Origin of the sequence: Citricoccus sp. NPDC055426, from assembly GCF_040677445.1 — a bacterium.
Classification (GTDB): domain Bacteria; phylum Actinomycetota; class Actinomycetes; order Actinomycetales; family Micrococcaceae; genus Citricoccus.
The window spans coordinates 301,714-321,760 of sequence record NZ_JBFARZ010000003.1; the positions used below are offsets into that span (position 1 = coordinate 301,714).

Annotated in this window: 18 protein-coding genes; 3 read left to right on the forward strand and 15 right to left on the reverse strand. The window is 70.0% G+C overall.

The window, feature by feature from the left end; genetic code table 11:
• Positions 1 to 146: 146 nt before the first annotated feature.
• The 15 genes from AB0K08_RS07175 to AB0K08_RS07245 form a co-directional block, all read right to left on the reverse strand.
• Positions 147 to 1,559, reverse strand: coding sequence for an NAD(P)/FAD-dependent oxidoreductase (locus AB0K08_RS07175; RefSeq protein ID WP_363352859.1), 1,413 nt, complete (start codon positions 1,557 to 1,559; stop codon positions 147 to 149).
• A 361-nt stretch (positions 1,560 to 1,920) separates the two neighbouring features.
• Positions 1,921 to 2,604, reverse strand: a complete 684-nt coding sequence (locus AB0K08_RS07180; RefSeq protein ID WP_363352861.1) for a 3-oxoacid CoA-transferase subunit B — start codon at positions 2,602 to 2,604, stop codon at positions 1,921 to 1,923.
• Between the two features lie 11 nt (positions 2,605 to 2,615).
• Positions 2,616 to 3,377 carry a 3-oxoacid CoA-transferase subunit A gene (locus tag AB0K08_RS07185; protein ID WP_363352863.1) on the reverse strand — a complete coding sequence of 254 codons (762 nt, stop codon included), beginning with the start codon at positions 3,375 to 3,377 and terminating at the stop codon, positions 2,616 to 2,618.
• A 182-nt stretch (positions 3,378 to 3,559) separates the two neighbouring features.
• Positions 3,560 to 4,762 carry a thiolase family protein gene (locus AB0K08_RS07190; RefSeq protein ID WP_363353111.1) on the reverse strand — a complete coding sequence of 401 codons (1,203 nt, stop codon included), beginning with the start codon at positions 4,760 to 4,762 and terminating at the stop codon, positions 3,560 to 3,562.
• A 20-nt stretch (positions 4,763 to 4,782) separates the two neighbouring features.
• A complete protein-coding gene (gene pcaC / locus AB0K08_RS07195; RefSeq protein ID WP_363352865.1) occupies positions 4,783 to 5,241 on the reverse strand; it encodes a 4-carboxymuconolactone decarboxylase in 459 nt (152 codons plus the stop codon).
• Positions 5,238 to 6,044, reverse strand: coding sequence for an alpha/beta hydrolase (locus tag AB0K08_RS07200; protein ID WP_363352867.1), 807 nt, complete (start codon positions 6,042 to 6,044; stop codon positions 5,238 to 5,240). Before AB0K08_RS07200 ends, pcaC begins: the two co-directional genes overlap by 4 nt.
• A gap of 78 nt (positions 6,045 to 6,122) precedes the next feature.
• Entirely contained in the window at positions 6,123 to 7,643 is a 1,521-nt protein-coding gene (locus tag AB0K08_RS07205) for a lyase family protein (RefSeq protein ID WP_363352869.1), read from the reverse strand.
• Positions 7,644 to 7,782: 139 nt separating this feature from the next.
• Positions 7,783 to 8,424, reverse strand: coding sequence for a protocatechuate 3,4-dioxygenase subunit alpha (gene pcaG, locus AB0K08_RS07210; RefSeq protein ID WP_363352871.1), 642 nt, complete (start codon positions 8,422 to 8,424; stop codon positions 7,783 to 7,785).
• Complete coding sequence (gene pcaH, locus AB0K08_RS07215) at positions 8,414 to 9,127, reverse strand: protocatechuate 3,4-dioxygenase subunit beta (RefSeq protein WP_363353112.1); 714 nt, start codon at positions 9,125 to 9,127, stop codon at positions 8,414 to 8,416. Before pcaH ends, pcaG begins: the two co-directional genes overlap by 11 nt.
• Before the next feature lie 278 nt (positions 9,128 to 9,405).
• Complete coding sequence (locus AB0K08_RS07220; RefSeq protein ID WP_363352872.1) at positions 9,406 to 10,629, reverse strand: 4-hydroxybenzoate 3-monooxygenase; 1,224 nt, start codon at positions 10,627 to 10,629, stop codon at positions 9,406 to 9,408.
• Positions 10,630 to 10,876: 247 nt separating this feature from the next.
• The gene (locus tag AB0K08_RS07225; RefSeq protein WP_363352874.1) at positions 10,877 to 11,737 is read right to left on the reverse strand and encodes an IclR family transcriptional regulator; all 861 of its coding nucleotides are present in this window, start codon (positions 11,735 to 11,737) and stop codon (positions 10,877 to 10,879) included.
• A gap of 200 nt (positions 11,738 to 11,937) precedes the next feature.
• A complete protein-coding gene (locus tag AB0K08_RS07230) occupies positions 11,938 to 12,876 on the reverse strand; it encodes a DUF559 domain-containing protein (RefSeq protein WP_363352876.1) in 939 nt (312 codons plus the stop codon).
• Positions 12,877 to 13,150: 274 nt separating this feature from the next.
• The gene (locus AB0K08_RS07235; protein WP_363353114.1) at positions 13,151 to 13,945 is read right to left on the reverse strand and encodes an ABC transporter ATP-binding protein; all 795 of its coding nucleotides are present in this window, start codon (positions 13,943 to 13,945) and stop codon (positions 13,151 to 13,153) included.
• A gap of 160 nt (positions 13,946 to 14,105) precedes the next feature.
• Entirely contained in the window at positions 14,106 to 14,876 is a 771-nt protein-coding gene (locus AB0K08_RS07240; RefSeq protein WP_363353116.1) for an ABC transporter permease, read from the reverse strand.
• An 89-nt stretch (positions 14,877 to 14,965) separates the two neighbouring features.
• Positions 14,966 to 16,027, reverse strand: coding sequence for an ABC transporter permease (locus tag AB0K08_RS07245; protein ID WP_363352878.1), 1,062 nt, complete (start codon positions 16,025 to 16,027; stop codon positions 14,966 to 14,968).
• 246 nt (positions 16,028 to 16,273) lie between these two features.
• Here AB0K08_RS07245 and AB0K08_RS07250 point away from each other — a divergent pair, with 246 nt between their 5' ends.
• The 3 genes from AB0K08_RS07250 to AB0K08_RS07260 all read left to right on the forward strand — a co-directional run bounded on the left by AB0K08_RS07250 (position 16,274) and on the right by AB0K08_RS07260 (position 20,024).
• Positions 16,274 to 17,146 carry a LysR family transcriptional regulator gene (locus tag AB0K08_RS07250; RefSeq protein WP_363352880.1) on the forward strand — a complete coding sequence of 291 codons (873 nt, stop codon included), beginning with the start codon at positions 16,274 to 16,276 and terminating at the stop codon, positions 17,144 to 17,146.
• Between the two features lie 68 nt (positions 17,147 to 17,214).
• Positions 17,215 to 18,270, forward strand: a complete 1,056-nt coding sequence (locus tag AB0K08_RS07255) for an ABC transporter substrate-binding protein (protein ID WP_363352882.1) — start codon at positions 17,215 to 17,217, stop codon at positions 18,268 to 18,270.
• Complete coding sequence (locus AB0K08_RS07260; protein ID WP_363352884.1) at positions 18,267 to 20,024, forward strand: thiamine pyrophosphate-binding protein; 1,758 nt, start codon at positions 18,267 to 18,269, stop codon at positions 20,022 to 20,024. The genes AB0K08_RS07255 and AB0K08_RS07260 overlap by 4 nt, the downstream gene beginning before the upstream one ends.
• Positions 20,025 to 20,047 lie beyond the last annotated feature (23 nt).

Genomic DNA, 20,047 nt, shown 5'->3' on the forward strand with positions numbered 1-20,047 from the left:
CCACCACGCGCCCGGGGGCGGGCGCCCCCCCCCGCCCCCGGGCCCCCCCCCCCCCCCCCGGCCCCCCCCCCCCGGGGGGGGGGCCCCCGCCCGTCGTCGTAGGCGCGCCCCTGATGTCCGGGCGGGGCGCCGCTCAGCGTGCCGGTTCAGGAACCGGGGGCTGCTTGCGCCACGGGCCCGGGACCGTCCACGACCCCCTCGACCGGGGACTTCTCCGGGGTGGAGAGGTAGCGCTCCAGTGAATCGTCCAGCTCCTGCAGCCACGTGGTGTGGTGCTCGGCGGCCATGGTGCCGGTCAGGACGGAGCGGTAGGGCTTGTCCCGGTAGGTCAGGATGTTCTTCTTCTTGTCGTCCTTCCAGGCCAGGAAGATCCGCACCACCTCGTCGAGGTCGAACATCGGGTAGTCCGTGGCCTCGATGAGGTCCCGGATGTAGTCCGCCTGGAAGCGCACGTCGTCGGCGTCGCCGTCGAGCTCCTGGAAGCGGGTACGCCAGGACTTCAGGTGGGCGGCTCGCTGCTCGGCGGACGGCAGGTTGGCCCGCCCCAGGATGAGGTCACGCACGTACCAGGCCTGGGCGTCGAACATGTTGAACGTGAACCACTGGTCCTGGGCGCCCAGGTAGTAGACCTTCGGGTTCTTCTGCCAGACCACGCCCCGGTACAGGCCGGCGGGGTAGATGTTGTTGCGGGAGTGCAGGGCCAGGTCAGAGGACAGGAACGGGTACTTGTGCAGGTAACCGGTGCACAGGATCACGGCGTCGAACTCCCGGGTCTCGCCGTTGGTGAAGCGCACCGTCTCACCGTCGAAGTGGTCCACGAGCGGCAGCTCCTCCATGCCCTCGGGCCAGTCGTACCCCATGGGCCCGGTGCGGTAGGACATGGTCACCGAGCGGGCCCCCATCTTGAAGGCCTGCACGCCGATGTCCTCGGCGGAATAGGAGGCGCCGATCAACAGCACGCGCTTGTCGGCGAGCTTCTCGGCACCACGGAAGTCGTGGGCATGGTGCAGGGTGCCGGGGAAGGTCTCGATGCCCTTGAAGTCCGGGACGTTCGGGTAGGAGAAGTGGCCGGTCGCCACGATGACCCGGTCGAACTCGGAGGAGGTGGTCTTGTTGGACTTCAGGTTCTCCACCGTCACGGTGAACGTGTCCTGGTCCCGGTCGTAGTCGACCCAGCGGACCGCCGTCGAGAACTGGACCTTGTCCTTCACGCTCGACTTCCGGACCCGCCCGTCGATGTAGTCCCACAGGGCCTCGCGCGGCGGGTAGGAGGAGATCGGCCGGCCGAAGTGCTCGTCGAAGGTGTACTCGGCGAACTCCAGGGCCTCCTTGGGGCCGTTGGACCACAGGTTCCGGTACATCGAGGAGTGCACGGGCTCCCCGTACTTGTCGATGCCCGAGCGCCAGTTGTAGTTCCACTGCCCGCCCCAGTCGTCCTGCTTCTCGTAGGCGACGATCTCGGGGATCTTCGCCCCGGCCCGCTGTGCCGACTCGAAGGCCCGCAGGGCTGCGATACCGCTCGGTCCAGCTCCGATGATGGCAATGCGCTGTCTAGACATGACTTCCCTTCCGGCCGCCTCGGCCGTTTCCAGTTCGCGTCGAAACCGGCGGAAGCACTGCAGACGCGGACATCGATTCCCACGCGTCACGGCCTCAACACCGGCAACTGTTGGTCTGCCGCTCAAGGGCATCGGGCCCGGAAGGGCCGCACTCAACGTGATTACTTTAGCAAACTTTTGCCGGAATCTGAAAAACTCTCCCCCAGCACGACGTCGGCCGCGCACCTTTGGGTGCGCGGCCGACGTCGTTCCCGGGGTGCTTTGAGGGCGATCCCACGGGGTGGGATCGCCCTCAAAGAACGATCGCCCTCAAAGATGGATGGCCCCGAACGTGGGATCGCCCTGAAAGTGAAAGAGACGGTCAGGAGACCTTCTCGAAGCTCACGCCTGAGTGGGCCTCCTGCAGCTCCTCGAAGGAGATCCCGTGCAGCTCACGGACCTTCACCACGCCGGAGGAGTCGAGCAGCAGCACGGCCTTGTCCGAGTAGATGCGGGAGACGCAGCCCACGCCGGTCAGCGGGAAGGTGCACTCGGCCAGCAGCTTGACGTCGCCCTTCTTGGTGAAGAGGTCCATCATCACGTAGGTGTCCTTGGCCCCGATGGCCAGGTCCATGGCGCCGCCCACGGCGGGGATGGCACCGGGCTTGCCGGTGGACCAGTTCGCCAGGTCACCCTTCGCGGAGACCTGGTAGGCGCCGAGGACGCAGACGTCCAGGTGGCCGCCGCGCATCATGGCGAAGGAGTCGGCGTGGTGGAAGTAGCTCGATCCCGGCAGCTCCGTGACGGGGATCTTGCCGGCGTTGATGAGGTCCTCGTCGATCTGCTCCCCGGTGGCCTGCGGGCCGAAGCCGAGCATGCCGTTCTCGGTGTGCAGCGTGACCTTCTTCTCCGGGGAGAGGTAGTTGGACACGGTGGTCGGCTGGCCGATGCCCAGGTTCACGAAGGACCCCGGCTCGATGTCCGCCGCGATCACCTGGGCCAGCTCGTCCTGGGTCAGCGGGGTGTCGGTGCTGCGGAACGCCTGGTTCTGGGTGCTCTGTGTCATCTGCGTGCTCCTCACTTCTCGGCGGCCAGCTCGGCCGCGGTCTTGGTGGCCAGGCAGGGCTTGGGCTTCCCTGCGGCCAGGGCCTCACGCTCCTCGCGCTCCTTGACCCCGGAGCCGGTGGGGATCCCCACGACGGTGTCCACGTAGATACCCGGCGTCACCACGTGCTCCGGGTTCAGCGGCTCGTCCAGGACCTCGTCCACCTGCACGATGGTGTGCGCGGCGGCCGTGGCCATCACCGGACCGAAGTTGCGGGCGGTCTTGCGGAACACCAGGTTGCCGTGGGGATCGGCCGCGTAGGCCTTGATCAGGGCGAAGTCGCCGCGGATCGGGGACTCCAGCACGTAGTGCTTGCCGTCGATCTCGCGGACCTCCTTGCCCTCGGCCAGCTCGGTGCCGTAACCGGTGGGGGTGAAGAAGCCGCCGATGCCGGCCCCGGCGGCGCGCATGCGCTCGGCCAGGTTGCCCTGCGGGACGAGCTCCAGCTCGATCTCGCCGGCGCGGTAGGCCTCGTCGAAGTGCCAGGAGTCAGACTGGCGCGGGAACGAGCAGATGATCTTGGCCACCCGCCGCTCCTTGATCAGCAGGGCCAGGCCGGCATCGGCCTGCCCGGCGTTGTTGTTCACCACGGTCAGGCCGGTGGCGCCGGAATCCATCAGGGCGTCGATCAGTTCCATCGGCTGACCGGCGTTGCCGAATCCACCGATCAGCACCGTGGCGCCGTCGGTGATCCGGGAGACGGCCTGGGCGGCCGAGTCCACGAACTCAAGCATCGTTCCTCCTCGTGTACGGGGATATGGCGGGTTGTTCTGTTGGGTCTGGTCCTGGCCCACGACGCCGGCCGGCTGCCTTCCGCTGGAAGGTGCCGGGCCGGCGTCGTGCCGGTTCCGAACGGGCGCAAAGTGACCAGACCACGTCACTTCGGTGGGGGTGAGGTCACTTTGCGTCTGAGGGGTCAGGCGCGGGCGTTGACGTTCTCGAGCACCACGGCGAGGCCCTGGCCCACGCCGATGCACAGGGCGGCGACGCCCCAGCGGTCGCCGGACTCCTCCAGGCGGCGGGCCAGGGTGCCGAGCACGCGGGCGCCGGAGGCCCCCAGCGGGTGGCCGATGGCGATGGCGCCGCCCCACGTGTTCACGATGGAGGTGTCCACGCCCCAGGCGTCGGTGCAGGCCAGCGACTGGGCGGCGAAGGCCTCGTTGAGCTCCACGGCGGAGATGTCATCCCAGGTGATGCCGGCGCGGGCGATGGCCTGGTTGACGGCGTCCACGGGGGCGTAGCCGAAGTACTGCGGCTCGTTCGCGGCGGCGGCACGGCCGGCGATGCGGGCCAGGGGCTGCAGGCCGAGCACGTCCGAGGCCTTCTCGGAGCCGAGCCAGGCGGCGGAGGCGCCGTCGTTCATGGGCGAGGAGTTGCCGGCGGTGACCATGCCGTTCTCCTTGCGGAACACGGTGCGCAGCCCGCCCAGGGACTCGGCGGTGGAGTCCGGGCGGATGGTCTCGTCCCGGGTGAGGTCCACGTCCGGCACGGCCACGGTGAGGTTGTCATACTTGCCCTCGTCCCAGGCCTTCGCGGCGAGCTGGTGGGAGTTCGCGGCGAACTCGTCCATGCGCTCCCGGGTGATGCCGTACTTCTCCCGCAGCTGCTCGGTGGCCTCGCCGAGGGAGACGGTCCACTCCTTGGGCATGTTCCGGTTGATCAGCCGCCAGCCGAGCGTGGTGTTGGCCAGCTCGAGGTTGTGCATGGGGAAGGGGCGCTCGGTCTTGGGCAGCACCCAGGGGGCGCGGGACATGGACTCCACGCCGCCGATCAGCATGAGGTCCGCCTCGCCCACGTTGATCTGGCGGGAGGCGATGATCGCGGCGTCCAGGGAGGAGCCGCACAGCCGGTTCACGGTGGTGCCGGGGATGGAGGTCGGCAGCCCGGCCAGCAGGGTGGCCATGCGGGCCACGTTGCGGTTCTCCTCGCCGGCACCGTTGGCGTTGCCGAAGACGACCTCGTCGATCCTCTCCGTGCCGGCCTGTGCCAGTCCGGGGGCGCGCTTGACGGACTCGGCCACCACGTGGGCGGCGAGGTCGTCCGGGCGGGTCTTGGCCAGCGCCCCGCCGACCTTGCCGAAGGGGGTGCGGACGGCGTCGTAGATGTAGGCGTCAGTCAGGGAGTTCATAGGTGGTCCTTTCAGAGTTCTTTGCCGGCGGCCAGGTCCTCGTCCACTTGGGCGAAGACCTCCTGGGCGAGCTTGAAGGCGATGTTGGCGGCGGGGACGGAGGCATAGACGGCGGTCTGGAGCAGGATCTCCTTGATCTCATCCCGGCTCAGGCCGTTGCGCAGGGCCGCCCGGATGTGCATGGCGGCCTCCTCCCAGTATCCCCCCGCCACCATCGCGGAGATCGTCACGGCCGAGCGCATCCGGCGATCCAGGCCCGGGCGGGTCCAGATGGTGCCCCAGGCGTAGCGCGTGATGAGGTTCTGGAAGTCCTCGGTGGTCTCATCCTTCTTCGCTTCGGCGCGGTCCACGTGGGCGGAACCGAGGACCTCGCGGCGCACGGCCATGCCGGCGTCGTAGACCTCCTGGGAGGTGCGGTCCATCTGGTGGCCCACCGGCCGCTGGTTCTGCTGCTCATCCTGCTGGCTCATGCGCTGAAGGCCTCCTTGAGGATCGTGGCGGTCTCTTCGGGCTTCTCGAGGGGGGCCTGGTGGGCCACACCCTCCAGCACCCGGGCCGTGCCGTTGACGACGCCGGCCGCGATGGCCTCGCCGTCGGCCGGCGGGCAGACCGCGTCCTGGGCGCCGTTCAGCGCGAGGATCGGGGTGCTGATCTCACCCAGGCGCTCCCGCACGTCGAAGCCGGCCAGGGCCTCGCACAGCCGGGCGTAGGAGAAACGGTCGGCCTCCTGCAGGGTGTGCAGCACGCGGGTGGAGCGCTCGGGGTGCTTCTCGATGAAGCCCTGGGCGAACCACTTCTCGGCGGAACCGGCCACCATGGTGGGGGTCCCGGCCTGCTCCACGTAGGCGGCCCGTTCCGCCCACGCGGCGGGGTCGCCGATCTTGGCGGCGGAGCAGATCACGGCGATGCCGTCGAACAGCTCGCCGTGGTCCAGGCCGAGCTGCAGGGCGACCTCGCCGTTGACCGAGACCCCGGCGTAGTAGACCTTGGCGCCGGCCGGGATGGTCCCGGCGGCATGCTGGGCCCGCACCAGGTCGGCGACGGCGTTGGCCAGGTCGGCGATGGACGTGGGCTCGTTGTGGGCCGGGGACTGGCCGTGGCCGGGCAGGTCCCAGCCGATGACCTGGAAGCGGTCGGCCAGCTCGTCGGCGGCGTCCGCCCACAAGGCCTGGACGCCCGTGCCGAGGCCGGCGCCGACGAACAGGACGTCCTTGTCCGGGCCGGCCTCGCCTTGGCCGGAGAGGCGGATCGCGGTGATCTCGGGTGTGCTCACGTGGTGCTCCATTCTGCGTGGTCGGTTGGGGTTCGTGGTCTGCGGGGGTCAGGAATCGGCTGCGGTCAGGAGTCGGGGTCAGGAATCGGCGAAGCCGCGGTACTCGGCCACCATGCGGTCCACCAGCCTGACGGCCTCGCCGGTGTAGTGGGCGGGGTCCAGCAGCCCGTCCAGCTCCGCGTCCGTGACGGAGGCGGGCAGCTCGGCGCGGAGCAGGGCGCGGAAGCCGGCCTCGCTTTCGCCAGCACCGCCGTCCCGGCCTCCGGCCGCGAGGGACCGGTCCACGATCTGCTGCAGGCGGGCCTTGCCGGAGCCGGGCTCCCCGCCGGCCTGCTCCTCGAGGACGGGGGCCAGCTCGGCCATCAGCCGCTCGGAGACCAGCAGGGGGCCCACCAGGTTGAGGTTCTCCGCCATCTTCTCCGTGTTGACCCGCAGCCCGCCGACCAGCTCGGCGGTCCGGGCCGCGGCTCCCCCGGCGGTGCGCAGCAGCTGGCGCAGGGCGGGCCACTCGGCATGCCAGGCGCCGTCCGGTCGTTCCTCGTTGGCGGCCCCGGCGGCCGTCAGCACCTGGGCGAGGGAGCCGGGTGCGGACAGGGCGCCGGCGTGGATCATCACGGACAGCACGGGGTTCTGCTTGTGGGGCATGGCCGAGGACCCGCCCCGGCCGGCGGCCAGGGGCTCGCCGAGCTCGCCGTTCTCGATGCGGGCCGAGATCAGGACGTCATTGGCGATCTTGCCGCAGGCGGCGACCACGTCTGCCAGCGCGGCGGCCACTCCGGTGACGGGCAGCCGGTTGGTGTGCCACGGGCCGGCGGGTGCGGCCAGGCCCAGCTGGGCGGCCAGGTCCTCCACGAGGGTGAAGGCGTCCACCCCGGGGGCCAGCGTGCCCTGGCGGGACTCCCGATCCAGCCGGCCGGCCAGCGCGGCCATGGTGCCCGCGGCCCCGCCCCACTGGACGGGCAGCTCGGCGGTGGCGGCCTCGAGCCGGCGCCCGGCCTGCGCCAGCCCGGACAGCCAGCCGGCGGCGCGCAGGCCGAAGGTGGAGGGCAGGGAGTGCTGGGCGAGGGAACGGGCCACCATGGGCGTCTGACGGTGCTCGGTGGCCAGCTCGGCCAGGGACCCGACGGCGGCGCGGACGTCGCTCAGGATGGTCGCCGAGACGTCGGTCGCCATCAGCATCATGGCGGTGTCCATGATGTCCTGGCTCGTGGCGCCGATGTGGATGGCGCCCGGGGAGGACACCTTGGCGCGCATCGCCTTCAGGACGGGGATGAGGGGGTTGCCGCCGTCCTGGCCGGCGTGGGCCAGGGACAGCAGGTCGTACTCGGCCGGGTCGGCCGCCGCGGCGGCGGCCTCGGCGTGCTCTCGGGTGGTGATGCCGTGGTCCGCCAGCACGGAGGTCCACTGCGCCTCGATCCTCAGCAGGTGGCGTAGGTAGGCGCCGTCCGAGGACTGCACCGCCGCCCGGGTGCCGGCGGGCAGGGGGTCCAGCAGGCCGACGTCGGCCTCCTGGGCCAGCGATGTCAGCGAGGCCAGCGCGGCCGGCCCGGCCGCGGAACTCTGCGAGGTCGACTCGGACTCTGGCTCGGACGTGGGCATCGGGGGGTGCGCTCCTGGGGTCGGGATGATTGACATCTAGGCTATCCGCACCGATGGCCCGGCGGCCCCCGTGCGTCCGTATTCCGTCACGGAGCGGGGGGCCGGCCGGGCCACCGTTGGTGCTTCAGAGAGCCGGGACTCAGTCGTGCTGCGGGTACTCGATGCCCGGGAACTCGAGGAACACGGTCTCGCCCTCGCCCTGCAGGCGGATGTCGAACCGCAGGGTGCCGTCCGCCTCCCGCTCGGCGACCAGGGTCTGACGGCGGTCCGCGTCCAGGGAGGACAGCAGGGCGTCCTGCTCCAGGGCGGCGGTGTCCTCCGGCAGGTAGACGCGCGTGTGGAGCTTGTTCATCAGCCCGCGGGCGAAGACCACCACGTGGATGAAGGGCGCCTTGCCCTCCTCCGTGGGTCCGGGGTTCACGGTGGAGAACGTGTAGGTGCCCACGTTGTCCGCGCAGGCGCGGCCCCAGCCGGTGAAGGTCCAGCCGTCGCGGACCAGCGAGCCGGTCTCCTGGACGATCTGCCCGTTCTCGTCCGCCTGCCAGATCTCCACCATGGCGTCCGGGATCGGTGCCCCGGAGCCGTCGTAGACGGTGCCGGTCAGGCGCACGGCCTTCGGGCTCGCCGGGTTCACCAGGTGCTGGCCGTCCAGGAAGGGGATGTGCACGTTCTCGTACCCGGAGGCGTAGCCGAAGAACGGGCCGATGGTCTGGCCCGGGGTGGGCACGAGCTGCTCGCCGCCCGTCCGTGCCGATTCAAGCTGGGTCTTCTCAATGCGCATCGGTATCGGCCTCCATCAGGGTGCGGTTGCTGCCGGTCAGGACGATGTCCCAGTAGTAGCCCGTGTTCCACTCGTGCTCGGACACGCTGTGGTCGTAGGTCGCCACCAGGCGGTCGCGGGCCTTCTGGTCCGTGATCGACTGGTAGATCGGGTCCAGGCTGAACAGCGGATCGCCCGGGAAGTACATCTGGGTGATCATGCGCTGCGTGAAGTCGGTCCCGAACAGCGAGAAGTGGATGTGGGCCGGGCGCCAGGCGTTGTGGTGGTTCTTCCACGGGTACGGCGCCGGCTTGATGGTGGTGAACTCGTAGAAGCCCTGGTCATCGGTGATCGTGCGGCCGATCCCGGTGAAGTTCGGGTCCAGGGGCGCCGGGTGCTGGTCGCGCTTGTGCACGTAGCGACCGGCGGCGTTGGCCTGCCAGATCTCCACGAGCTGGTTGCGGACCGCACGGCCCGCGCCGTCCAGCACCCGCCCGCGCACCTTGATGCGCTCGCCGATCGGCTCGGCGTTGCCCTGCAGGGTCAGGTCCGACTCCAGCGTGTGGACGTCGCGGTGGCCGAAGGCCGGGGACCACAGCTCGATGGTCTCCGGGTCGGCGTGGTGCATGTCCTTGGTGGGGTGGCGCAGCAGCGAGCTGCGGTACGGGGGGAAGTTCACGCGCGGCTGGGTCTCCCCGGAGGCCGAGTCGTGGATCGCCTTCATCTCCGCGCTGATGGTCTCCTGGGAGTCCTGCGTCGCGGCGGGGTCGAGCACGTGGCTGTTGTCGAACGTCTCGTCGTCCTCGACGACGGGACCGGTGTTCTCGTTGCTCACGGGCTGCTCCTTTCTACTGGTGGTTGGGGTGCTGGTTGGGGTACGGGTTGGGGTACTGGCGGGGGTGGATCGGTGGGGCCTCGGGTTCAGACCCGGCCCGACGGCGGCCGGTCACCTGCCGGCGCCGGCGAGGGGCCGGCGGCGGGCATCTTCCAGGCAGGTGCCGTTCAGGCGTGCGGCCAGCCCGTGTACGACTCGGCCAGGTACTGCTGGCCGAACCGGGAGGAGGTGACGGTCTCGAGCTCGCCGAGGGCACGCTTGGTCTCGAAGGGGTTGGCGTCCGCGCGGGTGTGCAGCATGGAGGTCATCCAGTAGGAGAAGTTCTGGGCCTTCCAGACGCGCTTCAGGGCGGTCTCGGCGTAGCCGTCCAGCAGCTCGCGGGAGCCGGTGGCGTAGTAGGAGTCAAGGGCCTCGAAGAGCACCTTGACGTCCGCGAAGGCCAGGTTGAGGCCCTTGGCCCCGGTCGGCGGGACGGTGTGCGCGGCGTCCCCGGCCAGGAACATGTTGCCGTGGCTCATCGGCTCACGCACGAAGGAGCGGAAGCCCAGCACGGTCTTGTCGAAGATCGGGCCGGTCTTGAGCTGGAAGCCGTCCGGGCCGTCCACGCGCTTCTGCAGCTCGGACCAGATGCGGTCGTCCGACCAGTCCTCGACCTTCTCGCCCGGGTCGCACTGGAAGTACATGCGCTGGACCGTCTCGGAACGCTGGGAGATCAGCGCGAAGCCGTGCGGGGAGTTCGCGTAGATCAGCTCCGGGGAGGACTTGGGGGCCTCGGTCAGGATGCCGAACCAGGCGAAGGGGTACTCGATCTTGTAGTCCTGGTGGCCCTGCTCCGTCCCGACAGCGCGGCGGCAGAAGGAACGGGACCCGTCGGCACCGATGAGGTAGTCGCACTGGATCTCGTACACGGCCTCCGGGTCGGCACCGGCGGAGACATCCTTGTAGCGGATGACGGGAGTGTCCGTCTTCAGGTCCGCCACCTCGATGACCTCGGACTCGTAGCGGACGTCGCCGCCGTCCCGCTCCCGGGCGGCCGCCAGGTCCACGAAGACCTCGTTCTGGGCGTACAGGGTGACCGTGGCGTCCACGAGCTCGGGGAAGTTCAACGGGTGCGACTCGCCCTTGAACCGCAGGTCGATGCCCTCGTGCTCATCCCCGACGGTGAGGACCCGGCCGTCCACCCCGGACTCGGTCAGCATCCTCACTGCCTGCTGCTCGAGGATGCCGGCGCGGTGGGTGTTCTTGATGGTGTCGTGGTCGCGGGACTCGATGACGACGTTCTCGATGCCCTGCTTCGACAGCAGGTGGGAGAGCAACAGCCCGGCGGGGCCGCCTCCGACGATGCCGACCTTCGTGCGGGTGACCAGTGGCGTGTCTGCGTGATCTGCCATTCCAACTCCTTCGTTGCGCCGGGGTGCATTGCCGGAAGCCTGCGCCGGGCCGGCGCGGTGGCCGGTGTCGTCGGCGTGGTGGCCGACGCCGCGGCCGGCGCCGCAGCTGGCGCGAGGCTGGCACCGGGGCGTGGCCGGCGCTGCGGCCCGCGCCGCGCAGGGTTCCGTCTCCCCACCAGTGTGATGGAGCGTACAGCCGAACACGGCAGCCATTCTCACTCAGTGAGAATGATGGGCGCGAGGCAGGTCACGCCCGGGGCCCCGGAAGGGTGACCGGCGGGTGCTGGGGAAAGACCGCGTCCGCCGCCGGCATGGCATCCCGCGGACTCAGCACGCGGCTGATGCCCCGGGCCGCGGCGAGGAGCATCGGGGCCAGCCCGGGGCGAAACTCCGAGGACCGCGGCACCACCACGCCGAGGGCCGCGATCGCCTGGCCCTCGGGCGAGAACACCGGGACGGCCACCCCGGTGACCTCGGAGTCCACCTGGCCGTCCACGGCCGCCCAGCCCTGGCGGCGGATCTCCGCCAGTTGCTGCCGCAGCTCCGTCTCGGTGGGGTTCACCACGCCGCGGGCGCTGCCCTCGTGTCCCGGGGACGGGATGGGGGCGCCGAGCTCCGCGGCGTGGGCGGCCAGGAAGGACTCCGTGACGTGGCGGCGCGCGAAGGCCAGCAGCACGAGCCCGAGCGAGGTGGTGAAGGTGGGCATCCGTCCGGCGATGGTCGCCTGGTTGGGCACCGCCCCGCGGGCGGAGAGCCGCTCGAGGACGAGCACACCGGCATCGTCCAGCACGGCGATCTGCGTGTGCTGGCGCAGCACGGCCTGCACGTCATCCATGTAGGGCATGGCGGCCCGGCGCAGGGAGGTGCCGGGGCTGGAACGGGAGGCCAGCTCCCAGAGCTTCATCCCCAGGCCGACGGCGCCGCCCTCCGTCCGCTCCAGCAGCCCGGCCGCGGCGAGCCGGTCCACCCAGCGGTAGGCGGACGGCAGGGGGATGCCGGCGCGGCGCGCCAGGGCGGAGACCGAGAGCGTCTGCCGGTCCGCGTCAAAGGCACCCAGGATCCGAATGAGCCGGTCCAGGGTCGTGTCCGTCGGGTTGCCCTCCGCCATGCTCAGAGCCTACCCACCCACCCCTCCCCACGTTTTGAGGGCGATCCCACGGGGTCGGGGGGGGGTGGCGGGGGGGGCTCATCCCCGCCCAGGCAGGTGGCCCCTTCGCTTTGAGGGCAATCCCACGGGACGCGAGGACCGGCTGCGCGAGCCTCTTGTAGATGGCCAGCAGGGCCGGGCCGGGTGGACATCTGGATCTGTCAGGCGGCCAGGCGGACCAGATGGACCTTGATCTGCCCGATGACGTCCCGCAGGTCGTCCCGGAGATCCTCGGCGGTGATCCGGATGACTACCCAGCCGTGACGGGCGAACCAGGCATCCCGGCGGGCGTCGATGGCCTGCTGCTCAGGGTCATGATGGTGCCTGCCGTCGTACTGCAGGGCGATCCTGGCCTCTCGATAGCCCAGGTCCGCCGGATAGGGGTCCGAGGCCAGGTCGGTGGCGTGCACCTGCAGTTCCGGTTCGGGCAGACCTGCGTCCACCAGCCGTAGCCTCACGGTGGTCTCGCTCGGGGAGTCCGCACCCACCCGGACGAGGGGCAATGCCGCGCGGGCCAATCGGACCCCTTTGAACCGCCCGGCCTGGCACAGCGCAGCCCGCAACTGGTCCGGCGTGGTGATCGACTCCCGGCGGCCGCCATCCACCCACGGATGCTTGACCAGATGGTCACCGGCCACGACCAAATGCTCCTCCTGCCCCGCCCGGAACAGGGCCGCAAGGTCCAGCCACGTCCGTTCCGGCGAGGTGCAGGTCAGGCCGTGTCGGACGACGACATCACCTGCGGCCAGCTTTCGTCGGTGCCCGGCGACTCCCTCGCGGCGGCTGCGTAGGTGCATCCCGGGACCGGTGATCTGCACCTTCCACCGAGCGTCGTCCTCGTCGACTCCGTCCTCAGGCCCGCCCGCCAGCCATGGCGGCAGGGGGATCCCGTACAGGTGTGCCGCCGACTGGTGGGACAGGATCCCCTCGGTGGACTCCAGCAGTGCGCGCAGGAAGCCGGGATCCCTGCCGTGCGGTGGTTCCTCCAGGCCGATGTCCGCCCACGTAAGCGCCGGGGCCGAACGGTCCCGGTAGAGGCCGTAGCCGAGATGTTCGACGTCTGGGCACTGGAGTCGGCTCGATGGCAGCTGGTCTGCCATCGCCCGGGACCGGCTGAAGGGGGCGTGCCGGAAGAATTCGGGGAGTGGCCGTCGTCGTGACATGCTGCCAGCTTGGCGGGACGTGCGCGCACGCCGCGCCCGCCGACCCCCCACCTGTGGATGACACGCCCGGCCGCCCCCATCCTCCTGCCCCCGAAGAGCACTGTGAGGGCGATCCCACGCCGTGGGATCGCCCTCACAGTGAAATCGCCCTCACAGCGGGATTGCCCTCACAGTGGGATCGCCCGCAAAGCGGGGGGGGGGTGGTGCTGGGTTACTTGGCGAGGGCGTCCTCGGGGCGGAAGCCCTTCTTGGCGAGCTGGATCTGCTCGTAGACGTGGTGGCGCAGTTCGGCGAACCGCTTGGAGGAGCGGGTCTCGAGCTGGTCGCGCTCGGCGGGCAGGTCGATCAGCAGGTCCTCCTGGATCACGGTGGGTGAGGAGGACAGGATGATGACGCGCTCACCGAGGTAGACGGACTCGTCGATGTCGTGGGTGACGAACAGGATGGAGACCCCGAGCTTCTTCCAGACATCCCGGACCAGGTCCTCGAGGTCGGCGCGGGTCTGGGCGTCCACGGCGGCGAAGGGCTCGTCCATGAGCAGCACCTGCGGCTGGTAGGCCACGGCGCGGGCGATGGCCACGCGCTGCTGCATGCCGCCGGAGAGCTGCCAGGGGTAGGACTTGGGCACGTGTGCCAGGCCCACGGCCTCCAGCGCGTTGTCCACGAGCTCATCCCGCTTGGCCTTGTCCATGCCGGCGTTCTTCAACGGCAGCTCGACGTTGTCCCGCACCCGCATCCAGGGGAACAGGGAGCGGCCGTACTCCTGGAAGACCACGGCCATGGACTTCGGCGGGCCGGTGACCTTCTTGCCGTGCAGCAGCACCTCTCCGGAGGTGGGCTCCAGCAGCCCGGCGATGCACTTGAGCAGGGTGGTCTTGCCCGAGCCCGAGGGCCCGACCAGGCAGGCCAGCTGGCCCTGGGGCAGGTCGAAGGTGAGGTTGCGGACGGCCTCGATGTCGCCGCCGTCGGTGTGGTACACCTTCTTCATGTTGCGCACGGCCAGCATGGCCTCGCCGTCCGGCAGGGTCTTGCCGACGGTGATGCGACCGTCCGGGGTCTCGGCCACGCCGCCCTGGGAGACGACGGTGCCTTCCGCGGAGGCGGTGGAGGACTGTTCAGAAGTCATGGTGGCTTCCTTTTCGGTGGGGATGACGTTCTCGGAAGGGTCAGGCAGCATTCTCGATCTCCCTCAGCCCGTGGTACCAACGCAGCACGCTGCGCTCGATGAGCTGGAAGATGAAGGACAAGATCACGCCGATGATGCCCAGCAGCACGATGCCGGACCACATCTCCGGGATCGCGAAGGAGCGCTGGAACTGCACGATCGTGAAGCCCAGCCCGGAGGAGGCGGCGAACATCTCGGAGATCACCATCAGGATCAGCGCGATCGACAGGGACTGGCGGATACCGGCCATGATCTGCGGCATCGCCGAGGGCAGGATCAGGTAGCGGACCCGGTTGAAGCCCTTGATCCCGTAGGTATGGGTGGTGTCGGACAGGACCTCGTCCATGGACCGAACGCCCTCGATGGTGTTCAACAGGATCGGCCAGACCGCCCCGGAGATGATCACCGCGATCTTCATGTCGTCACCGATACCGATCAGCAGCATCAGCACGGGGATCAGCACGGTCGGCGGGATGGCCCGGAAGAACTCCAGGGTGGGCTCGGTCAACGCCCGCAGCCACCGCACGGAGCCGATCAGCAGGCCCCCGACGATCCCGATGATCACCGAGCCGGCGATACCCCAGGCCAGCCGGGTCAGGGAGGGGAAGACGTCCGTGGTCAGCCGGTCCTGGGTCCAGGTGTCGAAGAACGTCTCGAACAACAGCGCCGGGGTGGGCACGAAGAAGTTCTTCTCTCCGAACGCGGTAGAGAAATACCAGATCAACACCAGGATCACCGGCAACGCGGCGATGAAGAAGAACCCCTTGACCACGCCCCAGGTGCGCTTGGCGGCAGGGCTCGGCTTCTTCGGACCCGCCTGGCCGGACGGCGTCTTCGGGGCGGAAACAGCAGCTGTGGCGCTCACTTGGCGACCTCCGTTCGGACCGAGGAATGCCAGGACAGCACCCGACGCTCGATCATGCGCATGACCAGGTTGATGATGACGCCCAACAGGCCGGTCGCCAGGATCAGGGCGTACATCGCCACATAGGAACCACCGGACTGGGCCTTGGCGATCTCAGCACCCAGACCCGGGTTGCCGATGATCAACTGGGCGGTGATGGCCAGGATCAACGCCACGGCAGAGGCCAGGCGCACACCGGTCATCAGGTACGGCAGCGCCGTGGGGAAGATGACGTAACGCAACCGCGCCACCGGACCCAGCCCGTAGGACCGGGCGGTATTCATGGCCACGTTGTCCACATCAGCCACCCCGTACAGCACCTGGATCAGCACCTGCCAGAAGGAGGCGTAGACGATCAGCAACAGGGCCGACTCGATCTCCACACCGAACAGCAGCACCGCCAGCGGGATCAACGCCACCGACGGGACCGGACGCATGAACTCGATGGTCGAGTTCGTGAACCGACGCAGGAACGTGGAGGACCCGATCACGAAGCCCAACACCGCCGCGGCGGTGCAGGCGATCAGCATGCCCAGCAGCCACTGCCACATGGTGTCACCGACCGCCTCCCAGAACGCGGTCAGCCCGAAGTTGCGGAACAAATCCGCGATCGCCGCCGAGGCCGGCGGCAGGAACGTCCCGTTCACGATCCCGGTGCGCGGCAACAGCTCCCAGATCACCAAGAAGCCCAACAGGCCCACCAGGCCCAAGGACTTGGTGCCCCAGTTCCGGCGCGGCTTGCGCCGAGCCCGGGACGGACCGGACGACGTCGGCCGCCCGGTCACCCCGGTCTGGGCATACGAGGTCGGCGGGGCCGCAGGATCCGGCCGGGTGCCGATATCCAGGCCCGCCACGGTGGCCGCATCGGTATGCCGCCGGGTGTCTCCACGGCGACGGTCAGAACCGCTGGAAGCCTCGAGCCGATGCAGGCGCTCGATCTCCGCGTCGCGGTGGGGGTCTCCGGACCCGCCCGGGCCGCTGGGGCCCGGCGCGCCGGTGGACGGTACAGGTTCAGTCATCGATCGAGGTGCTCCGCTCGCGACAGGGGGTGGTCGGTAGGGGACGGCTATGCTGACATTTTCGTCAACAATATTGTGACCCGACCCACAGGCTATGGCCAGCCTAGACAGGGATCCGGTTTAGTTCAAGACGTCAACGATTATATCCCTCAATTGATTGATGGGTACCATGCACCCCGTCGATGGCCGGCCTATGGACGGGCGGACCATGGACGGCCCAGCCATGGACGAGCGGAAGGAGGCGCCATGCTGGACCTGAACCTCATCCGGGTGTTCGTGGCCGTGATGGAGGAGGGCACGCTCACGGCGGCGGCCGAACGCCTCAACCTCACCCAGCCGTCCATCACGCACGCGGTCAACCGCCTGCGCCGAGCCACGGGGGACGAGCTCTTCGCCCGCTCGGGCCGCGGCGTCACGCCCACCCGCGCCGCCCAGCAGCTCTACGCCGAGGTGGCCACCCTGCCGGCGGCGGCCGACGCAGCCGTGGCCGGGCTCGCCGACTTCACCCCGGAACGGGCCACCACCACCTTCCGGATCGCCCTCACCGACCTCGGCCAACTCGTCTTCCTGCCGGCCCTCGTCCCCGCCCTGGCGGCCGCCGCGCCACGGTGCAGCCTGGACGTCGTCCCCCTGGACACCAACACCGCGGCCGCCGACCTGGTCAGCGGCGCCCTCGACCTCGCCATCGCCTCCACCCCGCCGGCCGGCGACGTCCAGGCCCTTCCCCTGCGCCGCGACCGCTACGTCTGCATGGCCCGGACCGGCCGGCTGGGGCCCCGGGCGCCGACCGCCGAGGAGCTCTCCCGCGCCGCCCGGGTGGTGATCCGCGGCTCCACGGGGCACACCCTCGTGGAGTCACGGATGCCGGCCCCCGCCGAGGGCTCCGTGGCGGTCTCCACGTTCTCGACCATCCCGGCCCTAGTCTCGGGAACCGACCTGTTGGCCTTCGTCCCGCAGATCCTGCTGCCCGCCTGGCTCCGCACCTGGGACATCCAGGAATGGCCCCTACCCTTCGAGGACACGGACGTCACGGTCCACGCCTACGCGGCCCCCCGCGCACCCACCGCCGCCACCTCCTGGTTCGTCCCGTGGGTGGTGGACCTGCTCCGCGATCTATAGACCACGTCTATGCAGGACGAGCGGAATGATCATTGGACCGGAGGTGATTTTCCTCATACGGTGCCATCATGAGCACCCCATCACTGAAACCCGCACCGCTTCACCGCCTGCGGACGTCCCGCCGCCTCGCCATGGGAGCCGGCGTCCTCGCACTGTCCCTCGGCCTGGCCGCCTGCGGCTCCGGCTCCCCCTCCGGCAGCGAGGAGGACACGACGTCGGCCGGCACCGGTTCCGAGGCGGCCTCCGGTGAGCTGACCTCCATCACCGTCGGCGCCATCCCCATCGGGGACGTCGCCCCGATCCACGTGGGCGTGAAGGAGGGCTTCTTCGAGGACGAGGGGCTCGATGTCGAGATCGTCAACACCTCCGGTGGCGCCATCGCCGTGCCGGGCGTGGTCGCCGGCGACTACGACTTCGCCTTCGGCAACACCGTCTCCCTGATGGTGGCCCGGGACCAGGGCCTGCCGCTGAGGTACGTGGCCAACGGGACCACCACCACGGGCGAGGAGGGCAAGGACTTCGCGGCCGTCATCGCCCTGGAGGACTCCGAGCTCGAGACCTCCGCGGACCTGCAGGGGAACACTGCCTCCTCAAACAACCTCATGAACATCGGTGACACCTCCATCCGCCTGGCCGTGGACAACGACGGCGGCGACGGGGCCGACATGGACTTCATCGAGCTGGCCTTCGGCGACGCCGCGGCGGCCGTGCAGAACGGCCAGGTCGAGGCCGCCCTGGTGCTGGAGCCCTACCTGACCCGGTCCCTCGACGCCGGCCTGAAGGCCGTCTCCTGGCCCTACGCCGAGGCGCACCCGGACCTGGACATCGGCGGCTACTTCACCTCGGAGGAGACCATCGAGCAGCGCCCGGAGGACGTGGAGGCCTTCACCCGCGCCATGCGCAAGTCGATGGAGTTCAGCCAGGAGAACCCGGAGGTGGTCCGCGAGGTCATCGGCGAGTACACCGAGATGGACCCCGAGATCCTCGACCGCATCACCCTGCCGCGCTTCAAGGCCGACTTCTCCCGGGAGGCCATGACTGCCCTGGGTGAGGCCGCCGTGAAGTACGGCGTGATCGACGACGCCCCAGACCTGGACGCCCTGCTGCCGGAGGAGACCCCGTGACCGCCCAGACGCTTCAGTCCACCACCCAGACCGCGGCCACCGCACCGATGACGGTCAGCGAGGCCGTCGGCCGCATCATCGCCCGCATGGGCGCCGCCCACGTGTTCGGCGTGGTCGGCTCCGGGAACTTCCGGGCCACCAACGCCCTGATCGCCCCGACCGCCGAGCGCCCCCAGGGGATCCCGTTCACCGCGTCCCGGCATGAGATGGGCGCCGCCTGCATGGCGGACGCCTACTCCCGCGCCACCGGCCGGCTCTCCGTGGTCACCGTCCACCAGGGCTGCGGCCTGTCCAACGCGCTGACCGGGATCGGGGAGGCCGCCAAGTCCCGCACCCCCGTACTCGTGATCTCCGGGGACACCCCCGGCGGGCAGTACGGCTCCAACTTCTACATCGACCAGGACCAGGTCGTGGAGGGCATGGGGGCGGTGGCCGAGCGGCTCCACTCCCCCGCCTCAGCGGTGGCGGACACCATCCGTGCCGTGACCCGTGCCGTCAACGACCGCCGCACCGTGGTGCTCTCCATGCCGCTGGACGTGCAGGAGGGCACCGTCCCCGAGGAGCAGCGTGCCCTCGTGGATCAGGTGGACCCGCCCGTTGCCCCCACCCCGGCCGGGGCCTCGCCGGAGGCGGCGGAGCGCATCGCCGAGCTGTTGGCCGGCGCCGAGCGCCCGGTGATCGTGGGCGGCCGAGGTGCCGCGGCCGGCGTCGGGCCCATCCGGGAGCTGGCCGAACGGGCCGGTGCGCTGCTGACGACCTCGGCGGTGGGCCGCGGCCTGTTCCACCAGGACCCGTGGCACCTCGACGTGATGGGCGGCTTCTCCACGGACGGCGCCGCCGAGCTGGTGGCCGAAGCCGATGTGCTGCTGGTCTTCGGCGCCGCCCTGAACCGGTGGACCACCCGGGACGGCACGCTGCTGCGCGGCAAGACCGTCATCCAGGTGGATGACACCCCGCGCGCGTTCGGCCTCCACTATCCGGTGGACCTGACCATCCTGGGCGACGCCGGCCTGACCGCCGCCGCGGTGGACCTCGCCCTGGCCTCGCGGCTGGGTTCCGGGGGCGCGCGAACCGGCTACCGGACGGAGGAGACCCGCGCGCGGGTGGCCGAGTCCCTGCACTGGCGCGACCAGGCCTACGAGGACGTCTCAGAGCCCGTGGTGACCGGCGAGGCGGACAGCGGGCGGATCGACCCGCGGCTGCTGACCAACCGGCTGGACGAGATGGTGCCGATGGAGCGCGTGGTGGTACCGGACGGCGGCAACTTCAACGCCTACCCGGCCATGCACTTCCGGGTGCCGGACAACACCGGGTACTGTGTGCCGCTGGCGTTCCAGTCGATCGGACTGGCCCTGTCCAGCGCGATCGGCGCCCAGCTGGCCTCCCCGGACCGGATCGCCATCGCCGGCGTGGGCGACGGCGGGCTGCTGATGTCCCTGGTGGAGCTGGAGACCGCCGTGCGGCTGAGGATGCCGCTGATGGTGGTGGTCTACAACGACGCCGCCTACGGTGCCGAGGTGCACCACTTCGTGCACGAGACGGATCAGCTGGGCACAGTCCAGTTCCCGCCGACGGACATCGCGGCGATCGCCGCCGGCTTCGGCTGTGCCGCCGTGACCGTGCGCCAGGAGTCCGACCTGTCCGCCGTGCGGGACTGGCTGGACGGTCCGCGCGATCGGCCGATCCTCATCGACGCGAAGATCGCCGACTTCCCGTCCTGGGTGCTGGCGCACAGCTTCGCGGACGGCGAGTAGCCCCCACCACCGTTTTGAGGGCA